16 protein-coding genes are annotated in these 12639 nt (G+C 36.0%); 3 read left to right on the forward strand and 13 right to left on the reverse strand.

All coding sequences use genetic code 11. The features are described from left to right. Window positions 1-23: 23 nt before the first annotated feature. The 9 genes from corA to spoIIM all read right to left on the reverse strand — a co-directional run bounded on the left by corA (window position 24) and on the right by spoIIM (window position 8204). A complete protein-coding gene (gene corA / locus NSS97_RS20830; protein ID WP_341113953.1) occupies window positions 24-986 on the reverse strand; it encodes a magnesium/cobalt transporter CorA in 963 nt (320 codons plus the stop codon). 209 nt (window positions 987-1195) lie between these two features. Then, window positions 1196-2500 carry a pyrimidine-nucleoside phosphorylase gene (locus NSS97_RS20835; RefSeq protein WP_044442729.1) on the reverse strand — a complete coding sequence of 435 codons (1305 nt, stop codon included), beginning with the start codon at window positions 2498-2500 and terminating at the stop codon, window positions 1196-1198. A 7-nt stretch (window positions 2501-2507) separates the two neighbouring features. After that, the gene (locus tag NSS97_RS20840; protein WP_001078443.1) at window positions 2508-3329 is read right to left on the reverse strand and encodes a purine-nucleoside phosphorylase; all 822 of its coding nucleotides are present in this window, start codon (window positions 3327-3329) and stop codon (window positions 2508-2510) included. 12 nt (window positions 3330-3341) lie between these two features. Continuing rightward, the gene (gene deoB / locus NSS97_RS20845) at window positions 3342-4526 is read right to left on the reverse strand and encodes a phosphopentomutase (protein WP_002014935.1); all 1185 of its coding nucleotides are present in this window, start codon (window positions 4524-4526) and stop codon (window positions 3342-3344) included. A 364-nt stretch (window positions 4527-4890) separates the two neighbouring features. Then, the gene (locus NSS97_RS20850; RefSeq protein WP_002088470.1) at window positions 4891-5619 is read right to left on the reverse strand and encodes a FixH family protein; all 729 of its coding nucleotides are present in this window, start codon (window positions 5617-5619) and stop codon (window positions 4891-4893) included. Between the two features lie 144 nt (window positions 5620-5763). Beyond that, on the reverse strand, window positions 5764-6654 hold the full coding sequence (gene xerD / locus NSS97_RS20855) for a site-specific tyrosine recombinase XerD (RefSeq protein ID WP_002014937.1): 891 nt from the start codon (window positions 6652-6654) through the stop codon (window positions 5764-5766). Window positions 6655-6660: 6 nt separating this feature from the next. After that, entirely contained in the window at window positions 6661-6891 is a 231-nt protein-coding gene (locus tag NSS97_RS20860) for a YqzK family protein (RefSeq protein WP_002088473.1), read from the reverse strand. 103 nt (window positions 6892-6994) lie between these two features. Further along, a complete protein-coding gene (gene fur, locus NSS97_RS20865) occupies window positions 6995-7450 on the reverse strand; it encodes a ferric iron uptake transcriptional regulator (RefSeq protein WP_000392654.1) in 456 nt (151 codons plus the stop codon). A 106-nt stretch (window positions 7451-7556) separates the two neighbouring features. Next, window positions 7557-8204, reverse strand: coding sequence for a stage II sporulation protein M (spoIIM, locus tag NSS97_RS20870; RefSeq protein ID WP_107886382.1), 648 nt, complete (start codon window positions 8202-8204; stop codon window positions 7557-7559). 126 nt (window positions 8205-8330) lie between these two features. Between spoIIM and NSS97_RS20875 the strand changes: the two genes are divergently transcribed. Further along, window positions 8331-8882 carry a GNAT family N-acetyltransferase gene (locus NSS97_RS20875; protein WP_002033881.1) on the forward strand — a complete coding sequence of 184 codons (552 nt, stop codon included), beginning with the start codon at window positions 8331-8333 and terminating at the stop codon, window positions 8880-8882. A gap of 23 nt (window positions 8883-8905) precedes the next feature. Here the strand turns inward: NSS97_RS20875 and NSS97_RS20880 are convergent, their stop codons facing one another. Next, window positions 8906-9445 (reverse strand): NUDIX domain-containing protein, encoded by a 540-nt coding sequence (locus tag NSS97_RS20880; RefSeq protein ID WP_002014941.1) that lies wholly within the window; start codon window positions 9443-9445, stop codon window positions 8906-8908. A gap of 74 nt (window positions 9446-9519) precedes the next feature. On the opposite strand from NSS97_RS20880, the gene mciZ reads away from it, so the two are divergent. Both mciZ and NSS97_RS20890 read left to right on the forward strand, forming a co-directional pair. Beyond that, window positions 9520-9648 carry a Z-ring formation inhibitor MciZ gene (gene mciZ / locus NSS97_RS20885; protein WP_000870295.1) on the forward strand — a complete coding sequence of 43 codons (129 nt, stop codon included), beginning with the start codon at window positions 9520-9522 and terminating at the stop codon, window positions 9646-9648. Between the two features lie 53 nt (window positions 9649-9701). After that, on the forward strand, window positions 9702-10616 hold the full coding sequence (locus NSS97_RS20890) for an aldo/keto reductase (protein ID WP_016096157.1): 915 nt from the start codon (window positions 9702-9704) through the stop codon (window positions 10614-10616). A gap of 57 nt (window positions 10617-10673) precedes the next feature. Here the strand turns inward: NSS97_RS20890 and NSS97_RS20895 are convergent, their stop codons facing one another. The 3 genes from NSS97_RS20895 to NSS97_RS20905 all read right to left on the reverse strand — a co-directional run bounded on the left by NSS97_RS20895 (window position 10674) and on the right by NSS97_RS20905 (window position 12488). Continuing rightward, entirely contained in the window at window positions 10674-11501 is an 828-nt protein-coding gene (locus NSS97_RS20895; protein WP_341113956.1) for an aldo/keto reductase, read from the reverse strand. Window positions 11502-11631: 130 nt separating this feature from the next. Further along, window positions 11632-12156, reverse strand: coding sequence for a GrpB family protein (locus NSS97_RS20900; protein ID WP_002167715.1), 525 nt, complete (start codon window positions 12154-12156; stop codon window positions 11632-11634). A gap of 68 nt (window positions 12157-12224) precedes the next feature. Further along, window positions 12225-12488, reverse strand: coding sequence for a YqkE family protein (locus NSS97_RS20905; protein WP_002014945.1), 264 nt, complete (start codon window positions 12486-12488; stop codon window positions 12225-12227). Window positions 12489-12639: the final 151 nt, after the last annotated feature.

A 12639-nucleotide genomic window follows, 5' to 3' on the forward strand; every position in this document is an offset into this window, starting at 1 on the left:
CCGAGGAAATCCTCGGTGTTTTTTTACTTAAACCAACCTTTTTTATAAAACCAAGCCATCATTCCGCCGCCAATTAATGCCATTAAAATTAAGCAAATAAAATAACTATACTTCCCGCCAAGCTCTGGCATATGTGCGAAGTTCATGCCGTATACCCCTGCAATAAATGTTAACGGCATGAAAATAGTTGAGAAAACAGTTAATGTTTTCATAATATTGTTCATATGGTGGGAATTCAACGAAAAGTAACTATCTCGAATATCTGCTGTTAATTCACGGCTCGCTTCAATCATCTCTGTCAGTTTAAGCAAATGATCATGTATATCTTTAAAATAAATTTCATGATCGCTTATACCGTAAAAACGTGTTGAATTTAATATACGATACAATAAATCACGCATCGGAATAATCGTACGCCTTAGCTTAGATAAATCTGCACGAATATCAAATACTTCTTCTAGCACACTTCCTGCTGTCTCACCCGTTAAATTATCATCAATTGCATTTAAATGGTCTTCGATGTAATAAACAGGTGCGAAATAATCATCTACAATTTGGTCAATAATTGTATGTGCTACATGCAAAGGACTCTTCTTAATACGTTTCTTTTCACCGAGCGTTTTCCATACTCTTTCAATCGCATTGTTATGAGAGAAATGGAAAGAGACTATATATCGATCACTAATAAATAAATCGATTTCATGCGGTTCTAATCCGTCTTCTCCGAATGCATGAAGAACTAAAAAGTTATATCCATCATAAAAATCTACCTTTGGTCTCTGTACATACTCTACACAATCTTCAATTGCAAGGGGATGGAACTTGAAGTGATCTTGTAAAATATATGTATACTCCTCTTTCGTTGGCTTATATAAATCAAGCCAATACCATATGATGTTCTCTTTTTTCGTTTCTTCTAGCGAAACATCATATAAAACTTCATTTTTTTTCGTTATTGTACAAATTCTAATCATAATTTCACCCATTACTATTATAAACAAAAAATAGTAAAAAAAGCCAAGGAGAAATCTCCTCAGCTTTTTTTATCCCGCTATTTGCGGGCAGTAAGACCCCTACCTCAAAATTCAGCGAAAGCAAAGAAGTTAGGTCTGGGATCAACTGCCCGTAAATGCCCGATTGGTGAAGGCTAATAATCAGTGGGGATAAAGCCCCCACTGATTAAAGTTTCACTTTATTACTTCGTTACAATACCGTGTACTAAAGTTGGTGCATCTACGTGACCTTTAGCGATTTTCATGTTCTCATAAATTTTCGCTTTTACGTCTTCAACATTTTCGCGGTTTGCGTAAATTGTAACAAGAGAGTCACCTTTTTTCACGCTATCGCCTACTTTTTTGCGAAGCATTAGACCAACTGCTAAATCAATTTCAGACTCTTTCGTTGCACGCCCTGCTCCTAAAAGCATTGCTGCTGTTCCGATTTCATCTGCAACGATTTCCGATACGTAACCGTCTTCTTTCGCTTCCACTTCAATTTTAAATTGTGCTTGTGGCAATTTAGAAGGATCATCAACAACAGATGCATCGCCGCCTTGCGCGGATAAGAACGTTTTAAATGATTCTAGCGCTTTACCATTGTTCATTACTTCAATTAACTTTTCACGTGCATCTTCTAAAGATGAAGCTTGTCCAGCAAGGTACACCATCTGACTTCCAAGTGTTAAACATAACTCTTCTAAATCTTTCGGTCCCTTACCTTGTAATGTATCAATTGCTTCTTGTACTTCTAATGCATTACCAATTGCTTCACCAAGCGGCTGACTCATATCAGAAATAACCGCCATCGTATTACGACCAACGTTATTACCGATGCGTACCATTGCTTCTGCTAAACGCTTTGCATCTTCATCCGTTTTCATAAACGCGCCTGCTCCAGTTTTTACATCAAGAACAATTGCATCTGCACCAGCAGCAATTTTCTTACTCATAATTGAGCTAGCGATAAGAGGAATTGAATTTACTGTTGCAGTTACATCACGAAGCGCATATAACTTTTTATCAGCAGGTGTTAAGTTTCCACTTTGACCAATAACAGCGATTTTATTTTCATTTACAAGACGCATGAATTCATCATTTTCAATTTCCACATGGAATCCTGGTACTGCTTCTAATTTATCAATTGTACCACCCGTATGTCCTAGACCTCGTCCAGACATTTTCGCAACTGGTACACCTAAAGCAGCTACTAATGGACCTAATACAAGTGTCGTTGTATCACCGACTCCACCCGTTGAATGCTTATCTACTTTTACCCCTTCAATGGCTGATAAGTCAATTGTATCACCGCTATTTACCATTGCCATCGTTAAATCTGCACGTTCTTGATCATTCATATCTTGGAAGAAAATTGCCATTGCAAGTGAACTCATTTGATAATCTGGAATACTACCATTTGTGTATCCTTCAACGATAAAGTTAATTTCTTCTGTCGTTAATGCATGTCCATCACGTTTTTTTGCAATTAGGTCCACCATTCTCATTGTGAAGTCACCCCTTCATTTGTTTTACAATTGCTTTTACTAATGCTAAGAAATTAGCTTTAACACGTTCTGTCGTTTCAATTACTTCATCGTGGTGAAGTGGTTGATCTAAAATACCAGCTGCCATATTTGAAATACAAGAAATACCTAGTACTTTCATACCTGCATGACGAGCTACAATTACTTCCGGTACTGTTGACATACCAACTGCATCTCCGCCAAGTGTACGAAGCATACGAATTTCAGCAGGTGTTTCATATACAGGACCTGTCATTCCAACATATACACCTTCTTGTACTTTAATATTTAAATCTGCTGCAACTTGTTTCGCCATTTCGCGAAGTTCTGGCGTATATGATGTAGACATATCAGGGAAACGTACACCCATTTCAGAATCATTTGGTCCGATTAATGGGTTCGTACCCATGAAGTTAATATGGTCTGAAATTAACATAAGATCGCCTGGTTCAAATGATGTATTTACACCACCAGCTGCGTTCGTTACAACAACTGTTTCTACACCTAGTTCTTTCATAACACGAACTGGGAATGTTACTTTTTGCATATCGTATCCTTCATAGAAATGGAAACGTCCTTGCATTGCTACTACTGTTACACCTTGAAGTGTACCGAATACAAGTTGACCTGCATGTCCTTCTACAGTTGAAACTGGGAATTCAGGGATTTCACTGTATGGTACTGTTACTGCGTTCTCGATTTCATCTGCTAATACACCTAGTCCAGATCCAAGGATTAGTCCTACTTGTGGTGTCTCTTGAAATTTCTCTTTTAAGTATGAAGCTGATTTTGTAATTAGTTCACGATTCATCTGTTTATCCCCCTATTTCTTTAGCTCGTTTAAGAAGCTTGTTCCATGTTCTGGCATTTTAACATTAAAGTTTTCTGCTACAGTTGCACCAATATCAGCAAATGTTTGACGAAGTGATAACTCTTGTCCGCCTTCTTTCATGCTTGGGCTATATGCTAATAACGGTACATATTCACGTGTATGATCAGTACCAGGATGTACTGGATCATTACCATGGTCTGCTGTAATTAATAATAGATCATCTTCTTTTAGTTTTTCGAATACTTCTGGAAGACGTGCGTCATATTCTTGTAGAGCTTCTCCGTACCCTTGTGGGTCACGACGATGACCAAATAAGGCATCAAAGTCAACTAAGTTTAAGAAGCTAATACCTGTAAAGTCCATATTTAATGTATCTACAAGCTTGTCCATTCCATCCATATTTGATTTCGTACGAAGTGATTCAGTTACACCTTCTCCATCATAAATGTCAGCAATTTTACCAATAGCAATTACATCATAATCGCTATCTTTAAGTTCATTCATTACTGTGCGACCAAATGGTTTTAACGCATAGTCATGACGATTTGGTGTACGTGTGAAGTTTCCTGGCTCTCCAACGAACGGACGAGCAATAACACGCCCTACCATGTACTTCTCATCTAATGTTAATTCACGTGCGATTTTACAAATTTTATATAGCTCTTCAAGTGGTACTACTTCTTCATGAGCTGCGATCTGTAATACACTATCAGCAGAAGTGTAAACAATTAAAGAACCTGTTTCCATTTGTTCTTGACCAAGCTCCACAAGTACCTCAGTTCCAGAAGCTGGTTTATTACCGATAATTTTACGACCTGTCTTTTCTTCTAATTCATCAAGTAATTCTTTCGGGAATCCTTCAGGAAACACTTGGAATGGTGTATCAATGTAAAGGCCCATGATTTCCCAGTGACCTGTCATTGTATCTTTACCTGTAGATTTCTCTTGCATTTTTGTATAATATCCAAGCGGTTTCTCTACTTTAGAGATTCCTTTCATTTCACGAATATTACCAAGGCCTAATTTCACCATGTTTGGCATGTGTAGTCCATTCATATGTTCAGCGATATGACCAATTGTATCAGAACCTAAATCACCAAACTGCTCAGCATCTGGTGCTTCACCGATTCCCACAGAGTCCATTACGACTAGGAAAATACGTTTATATTTATTCATAACTGCAACCTCCTATATGTTCAGTTCTACTTCTTGTAGTATGTTCAAAACGCTATAAAGTGAAACTGTTATCAATGGGAATTATCTTTCGTCCTCATTATTAAACAGTACTGCTTTAAATCATTCTCTAACTTTTTCGTTTTACTTTCAAACGAATCAAAAACATTTCTAGGTTTTTCCAAGTCAGATGTCAGACATCTGATATTGATATCATAACATGTTTACGCTTTCTTTTTAATACATTTTCGTAGAATTCCTCATTTTCTTTACCCTTCTATTGTAATCCATTCTGCAAAGAAGTGCTAATCATTTTATAACATATTTCCTAATATAAAAATAAAAAGCAGCTCTAAAGAGCTACTTTTTATTTTACTTCTACTGTTTCTTCTTTATGTTCATGTAGTTCACCTTTTTTAACATGAACTTTCACTTTGTAAGCACCGTTTTCTTTGAAAGTATGTTTCGTTTCATACTCTCCTTTATTTCCTTCTTTCGCTGGAATAAATTCGTGCTTTTCAACACCATCTTTCCAAATCTCAAGTTGTACTTCAGCACCAGTTAACGCTTCTTCTTTTTGCTTCAAATGAACTTTCATTGTTGATTCAGCATTTGCTTTAATATCACCAGCCATAAGATGTATCATCGTATCACTTTTATGATCCCCATGACCTTCTTCTTTTTTCGCATCTTCTACTTTTGCATTTCCTACAGCGACTTTTGTTTCTGGCATAACATGCATTTCACGTGCATTTGTATGAGGAATAATATGATATACTCCATCAGTTTCAAATGTTTTCTCTACTGCATAAACACCTTTTCCTTTATGCTTACCATCTAACATCTCGTGTTTCTCGTCGCCATCTTTCCAAATCTCAAACTTTACATCATCAGCATCCGTTACTCTTTCTTTTCCTTGTGTAACAAGTGCTTGTACTTCTGTTTTTTCACCAGGTTTAATTTCTTTCGGATTCGTTTGAACCGCTACTTTTATAGCTTCCAGTTTCTGTTCTTTTTTCGGTTCTTCTTTGTTTGTATTACAGCCAGCCAATGCTAGCATCGCGATAAATAAAGTCATAATAAGTTTTTTCATCATCATTTCCTCCTTCATACCTTATTTAGTATAGAGGAAATACATTGTAATATTCTAGTCTTCTGCTGAAAACAATGTACGAAATGTTTGTGAAGTTTTTGTGAAGTACTATAGCCTTTTGAATCTATGAAAAAAAGAGCATAGTAACTATGCTCTCGGATGAAACTGTTTATATACATCTTTTAATCTAGCTTTTGAAACGTGCGTATAAATTTGCGTCGTTGAAATATCTGCATGTCCAAGCATTTCTTGCACAGCACGTAAGTCTGCCCCATTTTCTAATAGATGCGTAGCAAAAGAGTGACGCAACGTATGCGGTGTAAGCTCTTTTGCAATATTCGCTTCTTTCGCTAGCCGTTTTAAAATTTTCCAAAATCCCTGTCTCGATAATCGATTACCATGATGGTTTAAAAAGAGCGCATCTACTGCTTTTTTACCCATCAATTCTCTTCTTCCTTTTTCAATATACTTTTGAATCGCTTCTGTCGCTAAGCTTCCTAGTGGAATAATTCTTTCTTTGTTCCCTTTCCCGATACAGCGAACAAATCCCATCGTTAAGTGCACATCTTCTAAATTTAATGCAATTAATTCTGAAACACGAAGTCCTGTTGCATACAACAACTCTAACATTGCCTTATCACGAATCCCAAAAGCACTTGCCGTTTTCGGTGTTTGAAGCAATGCTTCCACTTCGTCGATCGATAATACTTTTGGTAATTTCCGTTCCCCTTGTGGCGTTTCAATATGTACCGATGGGTCATGCTCCACTGCCCGTTCACGAAGTAAAAATTGATGAAACGAACGAATCGATGCAATATGACGCGCCAATGTTTTTGAAGATTTCCCGTTTTCTTTTAAATGCTGCAAAAAGTTAACAATATGCAAGCGTGTCACTTCATGAAACGTCTTCGTTTGTTCTACATTTTGCAAATACTTCACATAGCTTTTTAAATCGCGTTCATAAGATACAACTGTATTTTTCGCTAAACCTTTTTCAACAATCATATAATGAATAAAATCTTTTAATTGATCTTCCAATCTACACTACTCCCCATTTTCATAGAAAAACATCATTCTATTTACGAAAGCATCCTTTTCCGGCTCCTCATTCCCTGATACTTTTTCTACAGTCTCTTCTTTTGGCTTTTCATAACGATGGTAACTTTCATATTCTTCATTTATCCATAGTATAGCGAAATAAAACAAAATCGTACAACTTGTAAATAATAAAAATACTTTCATCCCATCAAAAGTTAATTTTAAAGCTCGGCGCATTGTAAATTCCTCCAAAATATAAGTTATTACAACATATGCCAAGCTTTCACCAATTTATACCTTATTCAAATAAAAAACCTCTTCCTAGTTAAATAGGAAAAGGTTATTTTTCATCCGTTTCATTTTCTTGACAATTTTTACAAATCCCATGGAATGTTAAACGATGATCTTTCACCTTAAAGCTCCAGTCTCGTTCCACTTTATTCTCCACTTCACCAAGTAAATCTTCTTGTATTTCTTGTACAGCACCGCATTGTGTACAGATTAAATGATGATGGAAACGCTGTGCACCTTCTTGGCGTAAGTCATAACGCGAAACACCGTCTCCAAAGTTAATTTTATCGACAACTTTCAACTCAGACAATAACTCTAAAGTTCGATAAACGGTTGCTAATCCGATCTCTGGCGACTTTTCTTTTACAAGGAGGTATACATCTTCTGCGCTTAAATGATCTTCTTCATTTTCTAGCAGCACACGAACTGTTGCTTCACGTTGTGGTGTCAATTTATAGCTCGCTGCATGTAATTGCTTCTTAATTCGTTCAATTCTTTCTTCCATTCGGTACTACTCCCTCCTCGCCACTCTTACACCATTATATCAGAAGAAGGGCTCCTGTCAAAAGAAAAACAATAAAAACAAATTGATAATTATTCTCAAAAAATATTTATTGTTTGTTAATAGCCTCCACAACTTCTTTCATTAAAACTGGTGATGCATACACTTCGACACTGGAAGCAATAGCTAATACCGCTCCAATCACGAGAAAAAAGCATGTATAGCGAATTAATAACGGTAATAGTGGCTCAGTTATTTTCCGAATAAATTGATGCCTAATCATGCGTAAGGAAAAGCTTGCAGCAATTGTTGTCATTACGAGAAATACAGGAATTATAATTAAATTTTGTGGCAATACAGATACAAATGCTAATAATAGTCCATTCCATCCGTGCTGACTTACTAAAAAACCTACTGTAAATCCAACAACTACCCCTTTTAAAAATAGTAAGATAAAAATGAGCGGCAACCCAATAATTGAAATCCCCAAAATCCAAATAAAGCCGATATATTTTAATTGCGAAAAGTAACTTTCTCGAAACATTTCGCCTGCGACAGCAAATTCTCCTTTAGAAACTTGTCCAAAAAAACGCTGTAAATAAAATGATAAATCTTGCTTTTGGTTTATTTGTAAACTATTCACAAGAATCGCTCCAAATATTACTCCCATCATTAATAAAACCGCATTAAATATATATAGTGAAGAATTTTCCTGTATGTGAGACATTACACGGTCTTGCCACGTTTTTCGCCACATTTTCCTTCCCTCCGTTCACACTCTTACTAAAAATGTATGAAAGAAAGAAAAAAAGTATGACGAATTAGCATTGAAATTCCGCTCTACTTTGCTAAACTAAAAAGTAGAGAATAGGAGGGATTTCTCTTGAAACCATTATTATTAGATTTTCCAACATTATTTCAAACTGAGCGCTTGCAAGTACGTAAGCCGTTTCCAGGTGATGGAACAGAAGTATATGAAGCAATCCAAGCTTCGCTAGAAGACTTATTACCATGGATGCCAATTACAGCTGAAACAGAAGAACGTGCTGAAGAAATTGTTCGCGAAGCTCACGGACAGTTTTTACTTCGTGAAACACTTGATTTCCACTTATACGATAAAGTATCTGGTACATTCATCGGAGCTATTACGCTCAAGCCTGAAAACTGGGATATTCCAAAGTTTTCACTTCACTTTTGGCTACATAGCGCTTATACAAAGCATGGCTATATGACAGAAGCCATTAAAGGTGCGATTCAATTTGCATTTGATAAACTAGGTGCTAGAAGAATTGAAATTCGTACTGATGCAACAAATATAAACGCATGTAACTTAGCAGAACGTCTAGAATTTATTTTAGAAGGTACAATGGAAAATGATTTCCTAGCACCCGATGGCAGCTTACGCGATGCACGTGTATATGCAAAAATCAACTAAAAACACTCGCCTTAGGCGAGTGTTTATTTTTGTAATTGTAAATATTGTACTGCAAACATCGTCTTAGCATCATGTATGCGAAGGTCTTTCATAAGATCAATCGCTTCTTCTAATGACACTTCCATTAATTCCACAAATTCATCTTCATCTAAAGCTGCTTTATTTTCTTTTTGTTTTAATCCTGTCGCTTTATATACATATAAAATCTCATCTGCAAAACCAGGTGATGTATAGAAAGATGTAATAAGTTCCATATTTTCACATACATATCCTGTTTCTTCTTCTAATTCACGAACTGCTGTTACCTCTGGCTTTTCCCCAGGTTCTAACTTCCCAGCAGGAATTTCCACAATTGCCTTTTCGAGAGCTTTACGATACTGCTCAACGAGTACAATTTTCCCCTCATCAGTAATAGCAATAATAGCAACTGCCCCAGGGTGATTTACGATTTCACGTTTACTCATTTCTCCATTTGGTAATACTACATCATCAACACGAACTTTTATAACTCTACCATCAAAAATCGGTTCAGTTTTTACTGTTCTTTCTGCAAGATTACTCATACTACTTCATCTCCCTGTTCTATTTCCTAATCGTTCTTCATACATTTTACCACATTGAAAGGAGCGTGATAGAAATGAAAGTTTACATTTTACCAAATCGCGTCACTTTAGTCGGCAAAGCATGGCAAATTCGTCATAAGCTAAAACAATATGGAAAAGAGTATACAACTGTACAAGAGTGGATTACAGCAAATAAAAAGTAAACGTTTGTCAACCTCCTTCCCCTTTCGTACAATAAAGGTAAGGAGGTTGACCTATGAAAAAACGTCAATTAGGAAACTCAGATTTATATGTTACGGAAATTGGATTTGGCTGTATGTCTCTCGGTGCATCTGAGGCTGAAGCTATGCGTATTATCGATGAGGCAATCGATTTAGGAATTAATTTTTTTGATACAGCGGACTTATACGATTATGGATTAAATGAAGAATTTGTTGGAAAAGCTCTGAAAGGAAAACGCGACCAAATTGTTCTTACAACAAAGGTTGGAAATCGATGGACAGAAGAAAAAAACGGTTGGTCTTGGGATCCTTCTAAAGCTTATATAAAGACCGAAGTAAAAGAGAGTTTACGTAGACTTCAAACAGATTATATTGATTTATATCAACTGCATGGCGGGACGATTGAAGATCCTATAGATGAAACAGTTGAAGCCTTTGAAGAATTAAAAAAAGAAGGGATTATTCGTCATTATGGTATCTCTTCTATACGTCCAAATGTCATTCGTGAGTATGCAAAACGATCAAATATCGTTAGCATATTAATGGAATACAGCCTTTTAAATCGTCGCCCTGAAGAATGGTTCCCGTTTCTTAATGAACAGCAAATTAGCGTTATTGCTCGCGGACCACTTGCAAAAGGGATTTTAACTAACAATAATGCAAGAAAGATAGAAAGAGTAAAAGAAAAAGATTACCTCTCTTATTCTTACGATGAGTTATATTCGACACTCGCGAGTGTAAAAGAAATAATCGGAGAAAGCTCTTTAACAGGAACAGCTATTCAATATTGCTTACATAACGAAACTGTTGCAGCTGTTATACCTGGTGCAAGCTCTATTCAACAATTGCAAGAAAATATACAAGCTAGCCAACAGTTATCTTTAACAAAAGAAGAATATGTACAACTTCAAAAGATTGTTAAGTATGATTCATATGCTTTGCATCGCTAAAATATTGATACCGATAAAAGTAAAAGACTGCCCCCAACACTAGGCGGCAGTCTTTTTTTATAACGTATCATATTTATCAGGATTCGTTCCTACATGTAAATTACGATTTAACGTATTAATTTGATCCATCTCTTCTTCAGTTAATGAGAAATCAAAAATAGTAAAGTTCTCTTTAATACGAGATGGCGTAACAGATTTAGGAATAGTCACAATCCCACTTTGAATATCCCACCTTAATATAACTTGTGCAGGTGACTTTTCATATTTTTTAGAAATAGCCTGAATAATTGGATGCTGGAATACTTCGCCGCCTCTCATTAAAGGACTCCATGCTTCCATTTGAATTTGCTCACCTTGACAGAAATCACGCAATTCAAATTGCGCTAACATCGGATGAAGTTCCACTTGGTTGACCATCGGCTTCACTTTACAATTTGGTAATAACAGTTCTAAATGATGTTTATGAAAATTAGAAACACCAATCGCGCGCACTTTACCTTCTTCATATAGCTTTTCTAAAGCACGGTACGCATCAACATACTTCCCTCTTATCGGCCAATGGATTAAATATAAATCTACATACTCCATTTGTAATTTCTTTAAACTTTTTTCAAACGCCTCGAGCGTCTCCTCGTACCCTTGATCGTCGTTCCAAACTTTTGTTGTAATAAACAAGTCTTCTCGCGGGATTCCAGATTCACGAACCGCTTCTCCGACACCGCTTTCATTTTCATATACAGTTGCTGTATCAATCGAACGGTATCCAAATTCTAATGCTGTTTTTACTGCTTGTTTAACCTCGTTGCCTTCTTTCGCTTTATAAACGCCTAGACCAATCATCGGCATTTTCACACCATTATGAAGTGTAGTTGTTGGAATATGCACACTCGTTCTCCCTTTCATTGTTACATTTTTATAAACCACCACTTTATTTCAACAAGATTCATCCAAAAAGTCAAAACATACGTACAGTTTACATAATACTTTTATACACATTTAAAAAAATAACGTGAACTCAGTCATTCACGTTATTTCCTTTCCATTCTTTCGCTTTTTCATCAACATTACGTACAAACTCATTTTTTCCTTCCGTATACATCGTGCCATCATATGTATATTTTTCCGCTAGTTCTTTCTTTAAATTTGCATATGCCTCTGCTTCTTCGCAATGAGCCATCATGTAATCACGAAACGATAAATGCCTTACTATCTCAGGATTCCCTTTTTCAAATACGTGCAAATGATACGAGCGTTTTTCCTCAGTCCCATGAATAAAATAACGACGTCTTGAAATACCATTTTCCCCTTTTACGATGTAACCAAGCTCTTTAAAACGTTCATTCCAATGATCTACTCTGTCGATACTCTCTACTTCCATAATCATATCTATAATAGGTTTAGCTGCCAGTCCTGGCACTGACGTACTTCCAATATGATGGACTTTCACCATTTCTGGCATCGCCGATTTTAATCTTTCGGCCTCCATTTGGAATTTCTCACTCCAATGATTTTCATACGGAACGACTACAATTTCCCTCATTCTAACTCCCCTTTTCTTACAAACTCGTCAAAAAAATGATCAGCGGCATTTCACTGATCATCTTTTTATTATTTAAAGTCTTTCCAAGTAAGGCTACTTTCACTTAATAGTTCTTCAAATGATTTATTCTTTTCACGTTCTTTTTGTTCCTTACGCTTTCTTTCTTGTTCTGCTGCCTCTTTTTTCTCTTCTCTCACTTGCAACTCTTTTTTCTTATTCTTTAATTGTTGCATTAACGAATCGTTCAATTGATCACCTAGTGTAAGTGATTCTTTCTCTGGTTGATTCATTTGAGAGTGTCTTTGTGTTTGTCTTTGCTTCTTTTTCTTCATACTATTCACCTTTTACTTTTTTCTCCATTATAGAGGATACACGGCGAAATCGACAATAAAAAAGGTTCCCTACTCTATTATTTATCTTTTGTAAATATGTTAATTTTTCGAAAAAACTAAATTTTTATATAGATATAATCCTAGTAATCTA

Source organism: Bacillus sp. FSL R12-0074 (assembly GCF_038005725.1).
GTDB lineage: Bacteria > Bacillota > Bacilli > Bacillales > Bacillaceae_G > Bacillus_A > Bacillus_A mycoides.